Genomic DNA, 19520 nt, shown 5'->3' with positions numbered 1-19520 from the left:
AACCGCGCCCGTATCCCGCAAGTGTGCTGTTCATGCGCATTGGGATTATCGGAGCGGGAATGTTGGGGCGTGCGGTCGCCAGACGGGCGGCGCTGGCCGGCGCGGCGGTCCTGCTGGCGGACCGGAGCATCGGACAGGCCCGGGTGGCGGCGGCGGAGGCGACGGCGGCGGAGTCGGCCGGCACGGTGGTGGCCACGACGCTGGCCGCGGCGCTCCGGCCGGAGATCGTGATCTTCGCGATCCGGTGGCCCCAGGCTCTGGAGCTGACCAGGCTGCACGCCGGTCTGCTGACCGGCAAGGCCGTGGTGGACCTGAGCATTCCGTCGCGGACCGACCCGGAGTCGAGCGCGGTCCGCCAGCTCGTCGGTCTCGCACCGCGGGTCCGGTGGGTCAAGGCTCTGACCACCGCCGACGCCGGTGCGCTGCACAACGGGTACAGCGAGGGCCTTCCGGTGGACGTGTTCGTCGCCGCCGATGACGAAGGCGCCAAGGTGGCCGTAGTGGAGCTGTTCGACCGGTCCGGTCTGCGCGCCTTCGACGCCGGAGGGCTGGACAACGCCTGGGTGCTGGAAGGCATGGGGCGGCTGGGGCAGGAGGTGGGAGAGCGGCTTCAGCTCAGCGAGAGCTGGAGCTTCAAGTTCATGCCCAGTTGGTGATCTCCCGGACATTGCGGTTGAGTTTCAGGAAGGCGTTCACACATGTCTACGCACCATCAATTCTCCGTTCTCGGTCCACTCGTCGTCCAGGGAGCGCACGGGCCCGTGCGCCTCGGCGGTAATCGGCAGAGAATCCTGCTGACCTTGCTGTTACTGGAGGCGAACCGGGTGATCGGCGTGGGCCGGCTGATCGAGGCGATCTGGCGGGAAGCGCCGCCGGCGACGGTCCGCAGCCAGCTACGGATATGCGTGTCCGGTCTGCGAAGACTTCTTTCGGCCGCCGGCGTCGCGGCCCAGATAGAGACGCATCCTTCCGGCTATCTGATCCGTGTTCCGCGCGCGCATCTCGATCTGTCCCACTTCGAGGACCTGCTCAGCCGGGCGCGGGCCGAGGCGCGGTCGGCGTCGCCGGAGAACGCGGTCGTCCTGTTCCAGCAGGCTCTCCAGCTCTGGCAAGGGCCGGTCGGTGCCGGGCTCGACAGCGAACTCCTGGAGACCGTGGCCCTGAAGGTGAACGAGGACCGGCTGTCCGCGATCGAGGACCACATCGAGCTCGAACTGGCCTTGGGCCGGCACCGCCAGATACTGGGCGAGCTCACCCGGCATGTGACGGAGAACCCTTTCCAGGAGTCGCTGTGCCTTCAGCTGATGCTGGCGCTGTACCGGTCGGGCCGGACCGCGGAGGCGCTGTCCGTCTACCGGGACACGCGCCGGAGGCTGGCGCGTGAGCTGGGGCTTGAGCCGAGTGAGAAGTTGCGCATGATGGAGCGGATGATCCTGGACGGCCGCTCGGCCGGAGAGCTCTCACTGACGCTCGTACCGGCGGCGTCGATGTCCGGCCGTGCCGCGGCGGCCACCGGACCGCAGGATCGGATCGCTCTGCTGGAGCGCGAGATCGCGGATCTGCGCGACGCGAGCGTACGTCCCGGCTGAGCACCGATGGCCACCCATGGCCACCGACACCCACCGGCACCCACCGATACCCACTGACACCCACTGACACCCACCGGCACCCACCGATATCCACCGGCACCCACCGTCCAGTCCGACCTGTCCGTCCCGTGTTCCGCACGCCGCGGTGCCGAAGCCTCCACGCGGCACCAGCCCCTCCCCATACCCCCTAAGCAGGGGATGGGAGAGGGCCCGGCGGACGAGGAGACTGCTCCTCATCGCCGCCGCGCCTGGCGAGACCGTCGTGCGGCCCGGGAGGAAGGACATGATCGTGGCAGGACAACCTGGACACGCGGACATCGCCGAGAGCGCCATGGACGGGCTCGTCGCGCGGCTCAAGGGTGAGGTCTTCACCCCGGAGGACGCGGGTTACGCGAGGGAACTGCCGGGCTTCAACCGGATCGGGCAGCACCGGCCGGATGTGGTCGTCGCCGCGCAGTCGGCCGAGGACGTGTCCGCCGCGGTGTCCTTCGCCGCTCGGCAGGGGCTCCCGGTCGCCGTCCAGGCGACCGGCCACGGCATCGCCGCTCCGGCGTTCGGAGGCGTCCTCGTCTCCACGCGCCGCATGAACGCGGTCGCCGTCGATCCGCTCACTCGTACGGCGTACGTCGAGGCCGGAGCGCAGTGGCACCAGGTGATCGCCGCGGCGGCGCCGCACGGTCTCGCGCCGCTCAACGGCTCGTCGCCGCTGGTCGGCGTCGTCGGCTACACGCTCGGCGGGGGCCTCGGTCCGCTCGGCCGGCAGTACGGCTTCGCGGCGGACCACGTGACCTGCATCGAGCTGGTCACCGCCGACGGCGGCGTCCGGCAGGTCACGCGCGACCGGCATCCGGACCTGTTCTGGGCGCTGCGCGGCGGCAAGGGCAACTTCGGCATCGTCACCGGTCTCTGGTTCGGCCTGATGCCGGTGCGCCGGCTCTACGGCGGCGGCATCTACTTCCCGGGTGAGCAGGCGGCGCAGGTGCTCCACACCTGGCGGCAGTGGTCCGCGACCGTGCCGGAGGAGATGACCTCCTCCGTCTCGCTGCTGCGGCTGCCGGACGTGCCGGACGTGCCGGAGTTCCTGCGCGGAGTGTTCGCCGCGCATGTGCGGATCGCCTTCACCGGCCGCGCCGAGGAGGGCGAGCGGCTCGTCCGTCCGCTGCGCGAGTGCGGCACGCCGCTGGCGGACTCGGTCGCCGAGATGCCGTACACCGCGGTGGGTGACATCCACCAGGATCCGGCGCATCCACTTTCGTACCACGAACGCAACATCGTGCTGCGGGAGTTGGGCTCGCAGGCCATGGAGGCGCTGCTGCGGTTGGCCGGAGCCGGTTCGTCCTGCGGTGACCTGATGGTCGAGGTGCGCCACCTCGGCGGCGCGCTCGCCCGGCCCGCCGAGGTGCCGAACGCGGTCGGCGTCCGCGAAGGCGCGTACACGCTCTCCACGCTCTCGTCCCCCGGCTCGCCGGACGTGGTCCTCGGGGCGATGGAGGAGTGGAGCACGGGCCGCCGCTATCTGAACTTCCTGGCCGGCGCCGATACGGCCGGATCGGCGGCGGAGTGCTTCGCTCCGGAGACCTTGAGCCGGCTGGCGCGGGTGAAGGCCGCGGTCGATCCGGACAACCTCTTCCGGCTCAACCACAACATCGCGCCGCTTCCGTAAGGCGGCCACCGCTCGTCCGGCGCTCCGAGCGGCTTCTCGGGCCCCGGCGGCCCGGTTCGCGAGCCGCTCGCTCTTGGCAGGTTCTCGTCCATATTTGGAGTTCATCGTGACCACGCACGAGGCCGCGTCCCCCGCGGCCGCCGCTACCGTCCCCTCTCCCGGAGCCCGCTCGGACGGGCTGCGCTACGGCGCTCTGTTCGGCCCGGTCGTCTTCGGCGTCACCGCGGCCGGCGTCGCCCTGCCGGACGTGGCGTCCTCGCTCGACGCCTCGGCCACCGCCACGGCCTGGGTTTTGACCGCGCACGCGCTGGCGCTGGGCGTCGGCACGGCGCTGTTCGGCCGCCTCGCCGACACCCGTGGCGTGCGCGCCGCACTGCTGCTCGGCTCGCTGGCGCTCGCCGGCGGCGCCGTGATCTGCCTCGTCGCGCCGAACCTCGGCGTCCTGGTGGCCGGACGCTTCGTGCAGGCCGCCGGTTCCGGCGCCATGGCCGCCTGCGCCATGGCGCTCACCGCCTCCGTACCGGCGGAGCGGCGGGCGCAGGTCTTCGCCGGATTCGGTGCGACGATGGCGATCTTCTCGGCCAGCGCCACCCTGGCCGGCGGCGTTTTCACCGAGTGGGTGACCTGGCGCATCGCTCTGGTCCTGCCGACGCTCTCCCTGCTCATCGTGCCTCTGTGCCTGGCCGGGGCACCGGCGCGGAAGAACTCCGGCCGATCGATGGACCTGCCGGGAGCCGCTCTGCTGACGCTCACCGCCATGTCGTTCCTCGTGCTGATCCAGTCCTCCGCGCTCGCGCTGAGCACACCGCTGGTGACCGCCACCGCCGTCGTGCTGCTCCTGTCGGCCGCCGGACTCACCTGGCGCACGCGCAGCAGAGAGACCTCCTTCGTGCCGCGCGCGCTCGTCACCGACCGCGTCTTCCTGAAGGCCGCCGTCATCGGCATCGGCGTGTACGGCGGTCTGTTCGCCGCGATGTACGCCGTACCGCAGCTCCTCGTCCGCGACCACGGCTGGAGCGTCCTGGCCGTCGGCGTCTGGCTCCTGCCCGGTGCGGTCGTTGGCGCGGTCCTCTCCCGGCTGGCCGGCCGGCTCACCGCGGGCGACCACGGCAACCTGCTTCTCGGCGCGGTCTCCCTCGCCTTCGCGGCGGCGCTCGCCGGCGCGCTGACCGGCCCCGGCGTCCTGCTGCTGATCCTCGGCGCCTCGCTCGGCTTCTCCGCCTTCTCCGTCACCCAGGTCTTCACCACCGCGCTGATGTCCGGACACATCGAACCGGCGCGGCGCGGCGGTGCGATGGGGCTGCTCAACCTCACCTTCTTCGTCGGCGGCGGCGTCGGCAGCGCCACCGCCGGCGCGCTGGCGAAGTCGATGTCGCTCTCCACGGCGCTCGGCGTCGTCGCGCTCTTCCCGCTGATCGCCGCACTGGTCGCCTTCACCCTGTCCCGGCGCACGCCTTAGGCGCGCCGGGAAGCCCGCGCAGACCGTCCGCCCGCACGGCACCGTCTAGACGGCGCCGTGCGGGCGGACGCGTTCCGCGACACGCAGGTGATACGTCACCGATAGGCCTCGCCAGCACGATGGACCCCGTACCGCCCTTGCCCCGTGATCAGGAGAGCGGAAGACCGTCATGAGCCACATCATTGATCCCGAATTCGACAGTCACACACGTAAGTTGATGGCGTGGCACTTCGGTGCCGAGACCGGCTCGCCGTTCTGGCTCGGAAAGCTGGACGGGCTCGGGTTCGATCCGGTCGGCGAGGTGCAGGGCCTGGCCGACCTGACGCGCTTTCCGGACGTCAGCGCCGAACTCCGCTCCGTACCGGCGCAGGACCTGATTCCGCGCGGCCTGTCCGACCGCCCGTTCCGCGTCTACGACTCCGGCGGCACCACCGGGTCGCCGAAGCGCATCGTGGACAGCGCCTACCGGTCGCAGGTGACCGAGTGGGCGCGGAGCCGCCTCATCGCGAGCGGCGTTCCGGCGGACGGGAACTGGCTGCACCTGGGACCGAGCGGTCCCCATGTCATCGGCTTCGACACGGCCCGCTACGCCGCACTCGGCGGCGGCGTCTTCTACACCGTCGACCTCGATCCGCGCTGGGTGAAGAGGCTCCTGTCGGACGGACGCGGCGAGGAGGCCGACGCCTACATCCAGCACCTGCTGGACCAGGCGGAGACGGTGCTGGAGAGCCAGGACGTCTCGGTGCTCAACACCACGCCGCCGCTCCTGGAGGCGATCTGCGCCAGGCCGCGCCTGTACGAGCTGGTGCGTAGCCAGGTCCGCGCGGTCATCTGGGCCGGAACGTCCATCAGCCGCGAGAGCCTGAAGCAGCTCGGCGACGTCTTCTTCCCGGCGGCGAACGTGGTCGGCGTCTACGGCAACAGCCTGATGGGCGTGGCGCCGCAGCGCCCCGCCCGGTCCGGCGACGCCTATCCGTGCGTCTTCGAGCCGTTCCCGGCGACCACGCGCCTCCACCTCGTCGACGAGGCCGGCGAGCCGGTGGCCTACGGCGAACGCGGCCGGGTCCGGCTCCACCTGGTCTCGGAGGAGATGTTCCTGCCGAACGTCCTGGAGCGGGACACCGCGATCCGGATCGAGCCGCAGGACGGATCCGCCGTGGACGGCCTCGCCGATGTGCAGACCTACCGCACCCTCGACGACGTGGCCATCATCGAAGGGGTCTACTGATGAGCACCGCCGCGCCGGCCACCGTCGTCCTCGACCCGAGCGTCTGCGGCCGCCGCGTCGCCAGCTCCGACCGCTCCCGGCTGCCGAGCGTCCTCGGCGGCGATCTCGCCGACATCGGAACCGCGCCACGGCTCCTCGCGGTAGCCGCGCTGAACGAGATCCGCGCGCACGCGGACGGCAGACCGCCGGCCTTCGAGGTGTTCACCGAAGCGGCCGAGCTCTTCGCCACCGCGACGCTGGACGGCGAGAGTCCGCAGGAGTACGCCAGACGCGTCTGCCACGCCACCGGCCTCACCGCCACCGCCGTCGGACAGGCCGTCGCCGACCTGACCGACGAACTGCGCGCGCTGCCGGTGACCACCGCCGCCGAACTCCCTGCCACCGGCTTCGGCGACGGCTTCGACACCCGCTGGGTGCCGCGTGGCCGCGTCTTCGCCGCCGTGATGGCGAGCAACCACCCGGTGCCGAACATCTCCTGGGCCCACGCGCTGTTCCATGGCTACAGCGTGCTCGTCAAGCCGGGCAGCCGCGATCCGTTCACCCCGGCGAGACTGCTGGCCGCACTGGCCACGGCGGGCCTGGAGCCGGCCAGGGCCGCGTTCCTGCCGTGCTCGCGCGAGGTCGGCGAGTATCTGCTGCGGGAGGCGGACCGCGGCATCATCTACGGCGGTGAGAGCGCCGTCGCCGCCTGGCACCAGCGCGAATCGGTGGCCGTGCGCGGTCCCGGCCGGACCAAGGCGCTCCTGGACGTGGCTTTGGACGACGCCGTCATCGACCACCTGGCCCTCTCCGCCTCCTTCGACGGCGGCACCAGGTGCACCAACCTCTCGGCGGTCCTGACCACCGGCGCGGTCGAGGACGTCGCCGACCGGCTCGCGGAGCGGCTCGCGGAGCTGCCGTCACTGCCGGTGACCGACGACGCGGCGACGCTCCTGGTGGTGAACCGGGCCCGCGCCGAGCGGCTGCGCGAACAGGTCGCCGCCCTCCGCGCCTCGCTCACGGACCACAGCGCACGCGCCGGCGAGCACGAGACCGTCGTGGAGCTGGTCGATGGATCGTTCCTGCTGCGGCCGGTCGTGCTCTCCGCCGACCGCGCCGACCATCCGGCGGTCGGAACGGAACTCCCGTTCCCGTTCGTCGTGGTGGCTCCGTGGACGGAGGCCGACGGTGTGGAGCCGCTCCGCGACTCACTCGTCCTCAACCTGCTCACCGACCGCGAGGACCTGGTGGAGGCCGCGGTACGGGAGCCGAGCGTCCGCAAGGTGACGCGCGGCCGGGTCCTGCCGTGGACCGCGACGCCGGGAATCCCGCACGACGACAACTACACGCAGTTCCTCCTGGAACCGAAGGGCGTCGTGGCCCAGCGCTGACGTCCTCGCTCGGCCCGCCACCACCGAAACGCACAAGACCGCGAGAAAGGGAATGCGCATGCCCATGAACAGGCGAGAAATGGTCGTGGCCACCACCGGAGCGGCGCTCGTCGCCGCCGCGGCCGCCGTTCCGCTGCTGAGCGGCGGCGGCGACGCCGAAGCGGCCGCCGAGGCCGCCGTACCGGCGGAGGCCGCAGGCCAGGAGCACACCGAGCGCTATCTCGGCCGCACCATACGCGTGGCCACCGCGGCGGACGGCGGTGGCGTCTACATCGACGGCCGCCCGCTCCACCTCATGAAGTTCGCCGACGACGCCTACCTCAGCTCCATGTGCCACTACGAGATGGCCCCGACCCCGCTGGACGCCGCCCGCCGCGCCGTCGAGGAACTGCGCGGCGCCGCACTCCAGCCCTCCACGCACGGCACCCACGTCACGCACCTCTGACACCCGCGGCACCCCGACATGTGCGGCACCTCTGAACCGGCCCCGGAGCGAAGGAATTCCAGCGATGGTCCACGTACGCAAGAACCACCTGAACATGACGGCCGAGGAGAAGCGACGCTTCGTCAACGCGGTCCTGGAGATCAAGAGACGCGGCATCTACGACCGGTTCGTCAAGCTTCATATACAGGTCAACTCCACCGACTACCTCGACAAGGAGACCGGCAAGCGCCTCGGCCATGTCAATCCCGGCTTCCTGCCGTGGCACCGGCAGTACCTCCTGAAGTTCGAACAGGCCCTGCAGAAGGTCGATCCGCGCGTCACGTTGCCGTACTGGGACTGGACCACCGACCACGGCGAGGACTCGCCGCTGTGGTCCAAGGACTTCATGGGCGGCAACGGCCGGCCCGGCGACCGCCGCGTCATGACCGGACCGTTCGCCCGCCGCAACGGCTGGAAGCTGAACATCAGCGTCATCCCGGAAGGCCCGGAGGATCCGGCGCTGAACGGCAACTACACGCATGACGACCGCGACTACCTCGTACGGGACTTCGGCACGCTCACACCGGACCTGCCTACGCCGCAGGAGCTGGAGCAGACGCTCGACCTCACGGTCTACGACTGCCCGCCGTGGAACCACACATCCGGCGGCACGCCACCGTACGAGAGCTTCCGCAACCACCTGGAGGGCTACACCAAGTTCGCCTGGGAGCCCCGGCTCGGCAAGCTGCACGGCGCCGCGCACGTGTGGACCGGCGGCCACATGATGTACATCGGCTCGCCGAACGATCCGGTGTTCTTCCTCAACCACTGCATGATCGACCGCTGCTGGGCCCTGTGGCAGGCGCGCCATCCGGATGTGCCGCACTACCTGCCGACCGCGCCGACCCAGGACGTGCCGGACATCAACACCCCGCTCGGGCCGTGGCACACCAAGACGCCGGCGGACCTGCTCGACCACACGCGGTTCTACACCTACGACCAGTAGACCGACGCGGCGGCGCCGGACAGCGGATCACCGTTGTCCGGCGCCGCCGCGTTGTGCGCACCGCACCGCACCACACTTCACCTGCTCACCTGCGCACCTGCTCACCGAATCAGGAGAGACACCGTGTACGTGGTACTCGCTCTGTGCTGGCTCGTCGTCTTCTTCGACGGACTGGATGTCACGATCTACGGCGCCGTCATGCCGTACATGCTCGACGACACCGCCTTCGGGCTCGACGCCGCCGCGGCCGGCCGGATCGGCAGCTGGACCACCTTCGGCATGCTCATCGGCGCGCTGACCGCGGGCAACGTCACCGACTGGATCGGCAGACGCACCGTCCTGGTCTGGTGCGTGCTGCTGTTCTCCGCCGGATCCGGCGTCTGCGCGCTGGCCGATGATCCGGTCCAGTTCGGAGCAGGCCGGTTCCTGGCCGGTCTCGGTCTCGGCGGCCTGATGCCGATCTGCCTGACCGTCGTGGCGGAGTTCTCGCCGCCGCGCCGGATGGCGCTGGCCACCGGCGTGCTCATGACCGCCTACCACGCCGGCGGCATCGCGGCGACGGGCCTCGGCCTGGCGCTCGCCCCGGACCACGGCTGGCGGTGGCCGTTCGCCGCGGGTGTGCTGCCCGCGCTCGTCGCCGTACCGCTGCTCCTGCGCCATATGCCGGAGTCGCCCGGCGTGCTCTACGCGCGCGGCCGATTCGAGCAGGCGCGCGAGACCGCCGAACGGTACGGGCTGCCGGCGCCGTCCGCCGATGACGCGCCGGCCGCCGGAGCCGCCGGACGGCTGCGTGTCGCACGCGAACTCGTGGCGCCCGGGCGGGCGTTGGCGACGCTGCTGCTGTGGGCCGCCTCCTTCTGCGGACTGCTGCTCGTGTACGGCATCTCCACCTGGCTGCCGCAGCTGATGCGCTCCGCCGGTCACGGTCTGTCCACCTCGGTGAGCCTGCTCATGGTCATCAACGCCGGCGGCATCGTCGGCATGCTGGTCGCCGGACGCGTCGCCGACCGGTTCGGCGCGGTCCGCGTCGCCACCTGCTGGTTCCTCCTGACGGCGGCCGGACTGGCACTGCTCGCCACCGGACCCTCGCTCGGCCTCACGTACGCGGTCGTCGCCTTCACGGGCGTCTGGCTGTTCAGCGCCAGCACCATGGTCTACGCGGTCGCCGGCCGCTTCTATCCGGCGGCCGACCGCGCCGCGGGCCTCGGCTGGGTCACCGGCGTCGGCCGGCTCGGCGCGGTCGTCAGTCCGTGGCTCGGCGGCGCGCTGGTCAGCCGTGGACTGGAGAGCGGCGGGTTCCTGGTCTTCGCGGCCGGCGGAGTCCTCGGAGCCGCGGCCGTGCTCCTGGTGCCGGCCGTCGCGGCGCCCCGCACACGCCCCGGCCCCGGACGCGCCGCCGGCAAGGAGCGGGGCGGCGCGGCCGGGGCCGAGGAGCGGGACTCGCGGGCGGAGCCTACTTCTCCAGGCAGAACTCGTTGATCGGGTAGCCGACGTGGCGGTCCTCGACGGGCAGGTAGCCGAGGACCGTGTCGCCGGGCTTCAGCTCGGTGCTGTTGAGGACCGCGCCACCGGGACCGAGGACCCGGACGTGCCAGTCGTCCTGGAGGATCAGGTTGACGCGCCGGCCGTCCGGCGCCTCGGCGTCGATGGAGATCAGCGGCCGCGTCTCGATCTTCACGCGGCCCACCGTCACCAGCCGCGTGTTGCCCTTGATGTCCACGGCGGTCAGCTTGCTGCCGGTCTTCAGCTCGCTGAGGTAGTTGGTGCGCTCGTCCTTGCCGAGCGTGTACGAGTGGATGGCGCCGGCGTTGACGCGGAACGGCCGGGTCGGCATGTACGGCAGCGGGTGCGTCTCGCTGACGCAGAGGATCATGCCCTTGGAGTGCGAGCCGACCAGGATGCCCTCGTCCTCGCCGAAGTGCGTGGTGGTGTCCACGCACGCCCGCTCACCCATGCCGATGTGGCTGGTCTCCACGACGCGCAGCTCGGTGAGGTTGAGGTTGGGGATGCCGGCTTCGGCGATCCGCTTGAGCTCGGCGGCGTCGCCGACGGTCCGCGGGGCCATCATCACGCCGTCCGAGCCGTGCTCCAGCACGCCGAAGAGGATCTCCGCCTCCTCCAGGTCCTGCGCGATGGTCACCATCGAACCGGTGGCGCGCGCGGCGGCGGCGATCACGATCTCCAGCGGGATCTTGGTCGGGTCGCGGAACAGCAGGACGGACCACTTCTCGGTACGCGAGGACTCGCAGGCGTCCTCCAGCGTCGGCGCGTCGATGATCTCCACGAAGCGGCCGAACTCGATCCCCGGGTGCTTGACGGCCAGTTCGGCCGGGGTCACCCCGTGCTTCGAGGGGTCGACGATGACGACGGTGGCCTCGCCGAACTCCTCCGGGATCTGCTGGCCGGACACGAGCAGGACCTTGGTCACGGTCGGCGGCAGGTCCGCGAGGTCGGCGGGGTTGTCGGCGACCAGCGCTTCCACCTTGTGGTGCAGGGCCTCCTGGACTATGGCGGCACGGGCCTCACCGACGGAGCGGATGTCGAGCCAGGTCAGTTTCGAAGACATGCGAAGAACTCCTCAGAAGCGATGGACTGATCGATGGACTGGTCGGTGGGACGGATCAGGCGGATCAGGCGGCGCCGGCCGTCGCGCCGGCTCGCGCCGGCGACGTGGACCTGCCGCCGCTGTTGTGGATGAGGTCGGAGAGCTTGTCCGCCATCGCCCCGGGATCGGCGGCCTGGAAGACGTTGCGGCCCATGGCGACACCGGCCGCGCCGCCGCGCAGCGCGTCGTCGACGTAGGCGAGGATCCGGCTCTCGTCACTGTCGCGCGGTCCGCCGACCACGACGACCGGAACCGGCGAGGACGCGGTGATCTCGGCCATCGCCTCGACCGATCCGACGTACAGCGTCTTGACCAGGTCGGCGCCGAGGTCGACGGCCACCTGGACGGCATGTGCGACGAGCGCCGGATCGCGCGGATCATCGATCTTGGGACCGCGTGGGTACATCATCGCCAGCAGCGGTACGTTCCAGCGGTCGCAGGCCTCCGCGACCGCCGCCATGTCCGCGATCTGGTGACGTTCCTGGTCGGAGCCGAGATTGACGTGGACGCTCACCGCGTCCGCGCCCATCCGCAGGCTCTCCTCGACGCTCGACACCAGGTACTTGGCGTTGGGATCGGGGGCGTGGACGGTGCTGGCGCTCAGATGCACGATCAGCGAGGTCCGCGTGAACCACTCCGGGTCCACGTGCCGCAGCGATCCCTTGTGCAGGACGATTCCGTCGACATGGTGCGAGGCCAGCTGGCCGACGAGCGTGTCCAGGTGGTGCGCGCGGGTCAGCGGACCGTCGGTGATCGAGTGGTCGAGCGGGACGATGAACAGCCGCTCGGGGTCGTGGTGATGGAGCCGTTGGAGTCGCAGACTCCTGGCGAAGGGCGCGTTCGGGGCCATCGGTGCTCCTGTCTGGTGTCGGCGGGGTCGGTGCCTCTGGCCGGGGTCAGGGCCGAGGGGAGAGGCTCGCGGGCATCGCGCCGGCCTCGGCGCCGAGGCCGAACTCGCTGTGCAGCAGGCCGACCGCGCGGACCGCGTCGGAGCTCGGTACGGTCACCGAGACGCGCAGCTGGGAGGCGGACAGAGACCGGGCGCTGATGCCGGAGCCGACGAGCGAGGCCAGCATCCGGGACGCGTACTCGGGCCGGCTGAGCAGGCCTTGGCCGACGATCGAGACCTTGGCGACCTGGTCCTCGACCTCCACCCCGTGCCGGCGCGGCGCCATGAGGTCGCTGAACGACCTGCTGACGTCCGCCGCGTGCGAACGGTGCACCGTGAGTCCGAGCGAGAAGCCGCCGCCGGGCGCGGAGGAGACCGTGGTCATGTCGGCCGGGATGGACTCCTCGGCCAGGAACCTGAAGACGGCGGGGGAAGGGTCCGGTGTGTCATGGGTGCGCAGCGTGATGCGGGCGATGTCGGTGTCGTGGACGACGGCCATGACCGCGGTCCTGTCCTCGAGCATGTCGTTTCCGTCTCGTCGGTGGATACGGGTGCCGGTCTGGAGGGCCGTGGACCGGCCCACGAGAATGTCTACGTCGTAGAGGGCGGCGAGTTCGACGGCCCGCGAGTGCATGACCCGCGCTCCGGCGAAGGCCATCTCGGTCATCACGTCGATGTCGATGTCGGGCATGAGCCGTGCGTCGGGGACGACGCGTGGGTCGGCGGTGTAGACACCGCGCACGTCGCTGTAGATCTCGCAGTGGCCGGCCCGCAGTTCGGCCGCGACCGCGACGGCCGTCGTGTCCGAGCCGCCGCGTCCGAGCGTGATGATGTCGCCGTCGGCGGTGACGCCCTGGAAACCGGCGATCACCACGGTCCGGCCTGCGTCCAGGAGCGTGCGCAACTGCTCCGTGTCGATCGCGACGATGACTCCGGCGCCGTGCGGTCCGGTGGCGAGAATGCCGCTGCGCGAGCCGGACAGCGCGGTCGCGGCCAGGCCGCTGTGCTGGAGCGCCATCGCCATCAGCGCCGCGGAGGCGGTCTCGCCGGTGGCGAGCAACTGGTCGAGTTCGTGGCCCGCCGGATGCGGATTGACCGCGTCGGCCCGGCCGATCAGTTCGTCGGTGGTGTCGCCCTGTGCGGAGACCACGACGACCACGCGCCGACCGGAGCGTGCGAGCGAGCCGACCCGGTCGGCGACCTGACGTACCTGGGACACGGTGGCGAGCGAACTCCCGCCGTACTTCTGGACCACCACGTCGCTCGTGGGACCGCTGCCTTGCGTACTCACGCGCTGCTTCCCCCCGCCTCGTCGAGCCCGGCTTCCCGAGCACTGCGATGAGCTTCCAGGAGCGGGATATCGACGCCGTGTCTCCGTCGCACCGCCGGGCTATTGCGCGTGTATCGGGACAGTGCGGGCGGACGGCGGCGGGGCTCGGAGCGCCTCGGCGGCCCAAAAGCGACCTGCGGGACGTCCGTCGACATACCCGTACGTACCCAGGTCGCCCCCTCTACCGCCCGTTCCCGTTCGATTACAGTGCTTGCGCGGTCGCCCGCAGAGGACCGCGCGGGCGACACGTGGTGACGGGGAGGGGGCGAGGTGAGCACAGGGACCACGGCGGTCTGGGGGCGGGCCGAGCAGCAGGACTTCCGCAGTCGGGTACGCGGGGCGCTGCTCGGTGGGGCCGTCGGGGACGCGCTCGGGGCCGGGGTCAGCGGCCTCGCGCTGGAGGAGATCCGGGAGGCCCATGGGGCCGAAGGGGTCACCGACTACGTTCCCGCGCACGGCAGACGCGGGGCCGTCACCGCCCTCACCCAGCTCACCCTCTTCACCGTGGACGGGCTGATCCGCGCCCAGGTCCGCCGCGACACCGGCGCCTGGCACCCGCCCACCGATGTGCACCGGGCCCACCTGCGCTGGGCCGCGACCCAGCACGACTGGGGGCCCGACGAGCGGCGCGAGGACAACGGGTGGCTGGCCGCGGAGGAGTGGCTGTACGTCCGCCGGGGGCCCAGCCGGGAGTGCCTGGGCGGCTTCGGCGACACCGTCATGGGGACGCTGGAGCGGCCCAAGAACCCCGCCGCCCGGGACGCGGGCGCGCTGACCCGGTCCGCGCCGTTCGGGCTGCTCGTGGGGTGGGAGCCGCAGCTCGTGCTCCAGCTGGCCGTCGAGTGCGCGGCCCAGACCCACGGGCATCCCGCCGCCCAGCTGGCCGCCGGAGCCTTCGCCGTACTCGTGCACGGTCTGGCGCGCGGGGAGAGCCTGGACGGCTCCGTGCAGCACACGATGGCGCTGCTCGCCGAGCGCCCGGGCCATGAGCCGGTGACCGAGGCCCTCCAGCGGGCCCTCGGGTCCGTACGGCAGGGCATCCCGGGTCCCGCCCTCATCGAGGCGCTGGGCGCGAGCGACGCCGCCGAGGAGGTGCTCGCCGTCGCCGTGTACTGCGCCCTGGTCAGTGAGGACGTACGGCACGGGCTGCGGCTGGCCGTGAACCACGGCGGGCCGTCCCGCGCCACCGGGTCCGTCTGCGGGGCGCTGCTCGGTGTGCTGCACGGCGAGACCGCGCTGCCGCCGGCCTGGCTCGCGGAGCTGGAGGGGCGCCCCACGCTCCTCGAACTGGCCGACGACTTCGCGATGGAGATGACCCAGGGCCCGGCCCTGCACAGCCCGACGGCCGCCGCCCCGGGATGGCTGGCCCGCTACCCGCGCGGCTGAGGGGCCGGGGTCGGACCTCCGTCCTGGGCGGGATCGCGGCGGCCGTCGCCGTACCGTCACCGTCGTCGTGGTTGACCAGCCAGAACGCGAGCAGGCCCGCTCCCCAGCTGACCGGCGCCGCCGTCGGTCCGGACTTACGGAACGGGCGCAGCAGGCCGGCCATGAACGGGATCGCGATCGGCTCCACCAGACCGGCGACCCACCTGATCACGGTGACGATGTCCTTGACGGCGGCCTACGTCAGCGCATCAGCTCGCCGGCGTTGACCAGCAGGGACTGGCCGGTGATCGCCCGTGCCCGGTCGGACGCCAGGAAGGCGACGGCCTCCGCCACGTCCCCGTCCGTGGCCGGCTCCGGCAGCGCCATCCGCTCGGTGAGCCGGGCCAGCACCTCGGACTCCGGTACGCCCTCGGAGTCGGCGGTGAACCGGACGTACGCCTGCACCGGCGGCCCCCACATCCACCCCGGCAGCACGGTGTTGACCCGGATCCGGTGCGGCCCCAACTCCCTCGCCAGGGAGTACATCGCCGAGGTGAGCGCCCCCTTGGACGCCGCGTACGCCGCCTGCCGCACCTGGGAGGGCGCGGCCACCGCGGACTGCGTACCGATCACCACCACCGAGCCGCCGCGCTCCTTGAGGGCGGGCAGGCAGGCCCGGGTCATCCGCAGCGTACCGAGCAGGTTCACATCGATGACCGACTGCCAGGTGGTGAAGTCCGCGTCCTGGAGTCCGCCGAAGCAGCTGTCCCAGGCGGCCACATGGACCACCGCGTCGATCCGGCCGAACCGTTCGGCCGCCAGGGCCGCGAGCGCCTCGCACTGCCCCTCGTCGGTGATGTCCGTCGGCAGATGGGCGGTGTGCCGGCCCTCCGGGTCGATCTCCGCCGCGACCTTCGCCAGCTGCGCCGCCGTACGCGCCCCGAGCACCGCACGCCCTCCGTCCCGTACGACGGTCTTTGCGACCCGGCGTCCGAGACCCGCGCCGACGCCCGACACGACGACGGTCTTCCCCGCGAGCGACATCGGTGCCTCCCGGCCCTGGAAGTTTATCTGACGAAGCGTCAGAGTAGGTTTCCGCGGGCCCCGATGGAAGGGGAAGGGCGAGGGGGAGGGAGACAGGGAGACATGGTGGACGACGGCGGGACACGGGGCGGGAGCTATGCCGAGCTGGCGGCGGTGGGGCCGTACGGGGTGCGCCCGGGGCACGCCCTGATCACGATGGTCGAGCCGCACCCGGGCCATGAGTACGCGTACAACCGCTGGTACGAGGACGACCACTACTACGCCGGGGCGACGGCCATGCCGTGGATGTTCGCCGGGCGGCGCTGGGTGGCGACCAAGGACCTCCAGGAGCTGCGCTACCCGGAGGAGTCGGCGGTCGCCCGGCCCGTCGGCGCGGGGTGCTACCTGTCGACGTACTGGGTGACCGAGGGCCGCTACGACGAGCACATGAAGTGGACCGTCGTCATCAACAAGCGGCTCAACCGGGACGGCCGGGTCTACCAGGACCGGACCCACGTCTTCACGGCCTTCCAGGGCCACGAGGCCACGGTCTACCGCGACGGGGCCGCCGGGCCCCGGGACTTCCACGCGCTCGACCACCCGTACGCGGGGCTCGTGCTCCAGGTCGTCGACGCCGAAGGTCCCGAGCGACGGGCCGAGTTGCTGGAGTGGCTGAGGGCCCGGCATCTGCCGAAGCGGCTGAGCGGGTCGCCGGCAGCCATGGTGACCGTCTTCCGGCCGACGCCCCTGCCCGGTGACCGGATGACGTACGTGAAGCAGGTCGAGGGGGTGGGGACCCGGCTGACGCTGCTGTGGTTCCTTGAGGAGGACCCCCGTACCTGCTGGGAGGCACGGTTCACGGGGCTCGACGCGGCGGTCGCGGAGACGGGGCTCGGGCGGGTCGAGCTGGTCGCGCCGTTCATCCCGACGGTGCCGGGGACCGACCGGTACGTCGACCGGTTGAGGTGACGGTCACCGGGTGAGGGGGGGGCATGCCGAGCCCCCTCGGCCAGGACGGCGAACCGGTCGAGAGGGCTCCATCAGGTGGTGCGGTGGTGCGGTGATGCTGTGGTGCGGCGATGCTGTGGTGCGTTGCGGTCAGGCGTCGACCGGGCCCGTCGCGACATCGCGCACGAAGGCGTTCCACGCACCGGGGACGAAGGTGAGCGAGGGGCCCTCGGGGGCCTTCGAGTCACGCACGGCGATGGACAGTGCGACCGGGGACTTGACCTCGACGCACGCGCCGTTGCCCCCGGAGTACGACGACTTCGTCCACATATCCGTAGCACCCTGAAGAATTGCCATGTTCACTCCGGTTCAGAGAGTTGGGTGAGTCGCACCAACCTGATTCCGGTTGGCGTGATCGACGCTACTCGCCAAGCCCTGCCCATGAGATGGCCGTTCACTCGACCGGGTGTCATTCTGCTAGGAACTCTTACGCTGCGAGTCGGCGGCGGTGTAAGGTGCCGCCGCCGCTCACTCGACGACCTTCTGAGTCCGTCGGTGTTCACCAGTCGGACGGTGCGGTGTCCTGATTCAGCTGGTGTACGACTTGGCGATCTTGCTGATGAACTCCCGCGTCTGCTCCACGTTCAGCGCCTGCGCCCGCAGGTGTTCGTACATCACGCTGTAGCGCTGCACGTCGTTCGCCTTCTCCAGGTAGAGATCGCTCGTGACGCCCTCGATGTAGACGACGCTGGAGTCCGCGGTGTCCGGGAACTCCAGGATCGCGTACTGCCCGTTGATCCCGGGGTGCGCCCCCATGTCGAACGGCAGCACCTGCACGGTCACATGAGGCAACTGCGACTGCTCGACGAGGTGCTCCAGCTGGTCGATCATCACCTGGTTGTCACCGACCCGCCTGCGCAGCGCCGACTCGTCGATCACGGCCCACAGCCGCAGCGGGTTCTCCGGCGCGTTGACCCGGTCCTGGCGCCGCGACCGTACGTTGACGCGCTTCTCGATGTCCGACGGCGGCGCCTCGGGGAGCGCGCCGTTGATCAGCGCCTCGGCGTACGCCCGGGTCTGGAGCAGGCCCGGAACCATCTGGGGCTCGTACACCCGCAGGGACTCCGCGTCCGTCTCCAGGCCGATGTAGACGCTGTACGGGATGTCGCCGAAGGCGTGCCACCAGCCCTGCTGGCGCGAGTCCTTGGCCATCTGCATGAGCGAGTCGACGATGCGGACGTCCTCGACCTCGTACACCCCGCAGAGGTCACGCACATCGCGCTGGCTGATCGAACGGCGGCCGTTCTCCAGGCGACTGATCTTCGACTGCGAGACCAGCAGGCGCTCCGCCACCTCCTCGGCCGTCATGCCTTTGAGTTCGCGCAGGCGGCGCAGTTCCTGGCCCAACCTGCGTCGCCTGACTGTGGGATTGACGTTGGACGGCACGGAAAGTGCACCTCCGGCTATGTAGCTGTGCGTATCTACTGCTCAGCAGATTGCCACCCCTTGCCCCGGGCGCGCTGGGAAACGGCCACACGCAGGTGCCCGCGGTATGAGCCCCCGGCCGCGCACCGGAGTACGCACCGGCGCGTGACAGGGCGTGCGATACGGCGCGCAAGCGCACGGGGCAGCCGGTCGAAACCGGCTGCCCCGTGCGTGGTGCGGCTCCCGAACCGGGTCCTGTGACGACGGTACGGCGGTGTGCGATTGTCCGCGCGGTCCTCTGCGCGGGTCCTGCTCAGGTGCTCCGGATCAGCTCGCGGCGGTGTGCGCCATGCTGTCCCGGCGTGCCTGTGCTTGCGGCTGCAAAGGAACGCCCGCCGCCTGCTGCGTACGGCGTGGCTGGACCGCCACTCCGTTCTGGACGTCCATCACGGCGTGCGCCACGAGGCCGCCCATGGGGTCGTGCCTGATCAGGTCCCGGAGCCGGGAGCGCGATGAACGCCCCTCGTTCCCGGGGTACAGGTGCTTGCCGAGTCCGACCGCGTGGGCCAGTGCGGCGAGCGCCGCGGTCCGCGGGTCCGGCGGTACGCCGGTGCGGATCGCACTGTCCAGCCGGGCCCTGATGTCCCGGCTGATGGCTGTCTCCGTCGCCTGGTAGCGAGTCGTCGGCAGCACTCCGCACATCTGGCCCGCCACGGCGTGAACCATGCCGCACCGCTCCAGATGAGCGAGATAGATCTGGCGCAGCCCCAGCCGGGGTCCGCCGATCCAGTGGACCGCCCGGACCGGGCTGCCACGACGGCGCAGCAGCTCCAGTGCGGAGTCCAGTGTCGGATCTCCTGTCGGCCGTGGCATCACCACGGCGATACGATCCCCGTCAGGGGCTATCCGTCCTGCCAGAGCCAGCTCCACTAGCTGTGCCCCGGCCAGGCCGAGGTCGAGCGACTGCGGCTGCGCTGTGGTACCCGTGGTCGGGTCCAGAGCGAGCAACAGAAGCTCCTCCGGGATTGTTCTGCGGCTCCTGCCCATCCATGCCTCCCCGCGTGGATGTCTGACAGGGTGACCCCTCTCACATTCATCTGTCGAGAGCGCCTGACTGCTTTGTGCGGGAACCGGTAGGTATGTCGTTCTCGTCTAGCAGCTCGGCCAGGGGTTCACACAGGACACTGGTAGATGGT

Annotated in this window: 18 protein-coding genes and 1 pseudogene; 11 read left to right on the top strand and 8 right to left on the bottom strand. The window is 71.1% G+C overall.

Features of this window, described 5'->3' with window-relative positions; translation table 11 throughout:
• Positions 1-32 precede the first annotated feature (32 nt).
• The 9 genes from AMK21_RS19760 to AMK21_RS19720 all read left to right on the top strand — a co-directional run bounded on the left by AMK21_RS19760 (position 33) and on the right by AMK21_RS19720 (position 10218).
• A complete protein-coding gene (locus AMK21_RS19760; RefSeq protein ID WP_073879920.1) occupies positions 33-656 on the top strand; it encodes an NADPH-dependent F420 reductase in 624 nt (207 codons plus the stop codon).
• Positions 657-698: 42 nt separating this feature from the next.
• Positions 699-1589: an AfsR/SARP family transcriptional regulator gene (locus AMK21_RS19755; protein ID WP_073879690.1), complete on the top strand. Its 891-nt coding sequence runs from the start codon at positions 699-701 to the stop codon at positions 1587-1589.
• A 283-nt stretch (positions 1590-1872) separates the two neighbouring features.
• Positions 1873-3252 carry an FAD-binding oxidoreductase gene (locus AMK21_RS19750; RefSeq protein WP_234421987.1) on the top strand — a complete coding sequence of 460 codons (1380 nt, stop codon included), beginning with the start codon at positions 1873-1875 and terminating at the stop codon, positions 3250-3252.
• Positions 3253-3358: 106 nt separating this feature from the next.
• Entirely contained in the window at positions 3359-4711 is a 1353-nt protein-coding gene (locus AMK21_RS19745) for an MFS transporter (protein ID WP_073879916.1), read from the top strand.
• A 169-nt stretch (positions 4712-4880) separates the two neighbouring features.
• A complete protein-coding gene (locus AMK21_RS19740) occupies positions 4881-5939 on the top strand; it encodes an AMP-binding protein (RefSeq protein WP_073879688.1) in 1059 nt (352 codons plus the stop codon).
• Positions 5939-7309: an aldehyde dehydrogenase family protein gene (locus AMK21_RS19735; RefSeq protein WP_073879686.1), complete on the top strand. Its 1371-nt coding sequence runs from the start codon at positions 5939-5941 to the stop codon at positions 7307-7309. The genes AMK21_RS19740 and AMK21_RS19735 overlap by 1 nt, the downstream gene beginning before the upstream one ends.
• Before the next feature lie 64 nt (positions 7310-7373).
• A complete protein-coding gene (locus AMK21_RS19730) occupies positions 7374-7754 on the top strand; it encodes a tyrosinase cofactor (protein ID WP_234421986.1) in 381 nt (126 codons plus the stop codon).
• 64 nt (positions 7755-7818) lie between these two features.
• Positions 7819-8739 (top strand): grixazone synthase, encoded by a 921-nt coding sequence (gene griF / locus AMK21_RS19725; RefSeq protein ID WP_073879682.1) that lies wholly within the window; start codon positions 7819-7821, stop codon positions 8737-8739.
• Positions 8740-8862: 123 nt separating this feature from the next.
• Positions 8863-10218, top strand: coding sequence for an MFS transporter (locus AMK21_RS19720; protein ID WP_073879680.1), 1356 nt, complete (start codon positions 8863-8865; stop codon positions 10216-10218).
• Here the strand turns inward: AMK21_RS19720 and griH are convergent.
• The 3 genes from griH to AMK21_RS19705 form a co-directional block, all read right to left on the bottom strand.
• Positions 10193-11305: a 3-amino-4-hydroxybenzoic acid synthase gene (gene griH, locus AMK21_RS19715; protein WP_073879678.1), complete on the bottom strand. Its 1113-nt coding sequence runs from the start codon at positions 11303-11305 to the stop codon at positions 10193-10195. The two genes, AMK21_RS19720 and griH, sit on opposite strands and share 26 nt — an antisense overlap.
• Positions 11306-11369: 64 nt before the next feature.
• Positions 11370-12194 (bottom strand): 2-amino-4,5-dihydroxy-6-oxo-7-(phosphonooxy)heptanoate synthase, encoded by an 825-nt coding sequence (gene griI, locus AMK21_RS19710; RefSeq protein WP_073879676.1) that lies wholly within the window; start codon positions 12192-12194, stop codon positions 11370-11372.
• A gap of 46 nt (positions 12195-12240) precedes the next feature.
• A complete protein-coding gene (locus AMK21_RS19705) occupies positions 12241-13524 on the bottom strand; it encodes an aspartate kinase (RefSeq protein WP_199863238.1) in 1284 nt (427 codons plus the stop codon).
• 309 nt (positions 13525-13833) lie between these two features.
• On the opposite strand from AMK21_RS19705, the gene AMK21_RS19700 reads away from it, so the two are divergent.
• Entirely contained in the window at positions 13834-14949 is a 1116-nt protein-coding gene (locus AMK21_RS19700) for an ADP-ribosylglycohydrolase family protein (protein WP_073879672.1), read from the top strand.
• Positions 14950-15019: 70 nt separating this feature from the next.
• Here AMK21_RS19700 and AMK21_RS37135 read toward each other — a convergent pair.
• A pseudogene (locus AMK21_RS37135) lies at positions 15020-15175 on the bottom strand (Na+:solute symporter); the annotation flags it as partial.
• A 14-nt stretch (positions 15176-15189) separates the two neighbouring features.
• Positions 15190-15972: an SDR family oxidoreductase gene (locus AMK21_RS19695; RefSeq protein ID WP_073879670.1), complete on the bottom strand. Its 783-nt coding sequence runs from the start codon at positions 15970-15972 to the stop codon at positions 15190-15192.
• A gap of 102 nt (positions 15973-16074) precedes the next feature.
• On the opposite strand from AMK21_RS19695, the gene AMK21_RS19690 reads away from it, so the two are divergent.
• Entirely contained in the window at positions 16075-16920 is an 846-nt protein-coding gene (locus tag AMK21_RS19690; protein ID WP_107429947.1) for a hypothetical protein, read from the top strand.
• 129 nt (positions 16921-17049) lie between these two features.
• Here AMK21_RS19690 and AMK21_RS19685 read toward each other — a convergent pair whose 3' ends face one another.
• The 3 genes from AMK21_RS19685 to AMK21_RS19675 form a co-directional block, all read right to left on the bottom strand.
• Positions 17050-17256 (bottom strand): DUF397 domain-containing protein, encoded by a 207-nt coding sequence (locus AMK21_RS19685; RefSeq protein WP_026242170.1) that lies wholly within the window; start codon positions 17254-17256, stop codon positions 17050-17052.
• Positions 17257-17487: 231 nt separating this feature from the next.
• Positions 17488-18345, bottom strand: coding sequence for a helix-turn-helix domain-containing protein (locus AMK21_RS19680; RefSeq protein ID WP_073879668.1), 858 nt, complete (start codon positions 18343-18345; stop codon positions 17488-17490).
• Positions 18346-18651: 306 nt separating this feature from the next.
• Complete coding sequence (locus AMK21_RS19675; RefSeq protein WP_015609174.1) at positions 18652-19371, bottom strand: GOLPH3/VPS74 family protein; 720 nt, start codon at positions 19369-19371, stop codon at positions 18652-18654.
• Positions 19372-19520 lie beyond the last annotated feature (149 nt).

The organism is Streptomyces sp. CB00316 (assembly GCF_001905595.1).
In the GTDB taxonomy this organism is placed as follows: domain Bacteria; phylum Actinomycetota; class Actinomycetes; order Streptomycetales; family Streptomycetaceae; genus Streptomyces.
The sequence above is the reverse complement of the archived record's forward strand: the minus strand, read 5'-3'. Positions and strand labels throughout refer to the sequence as shown.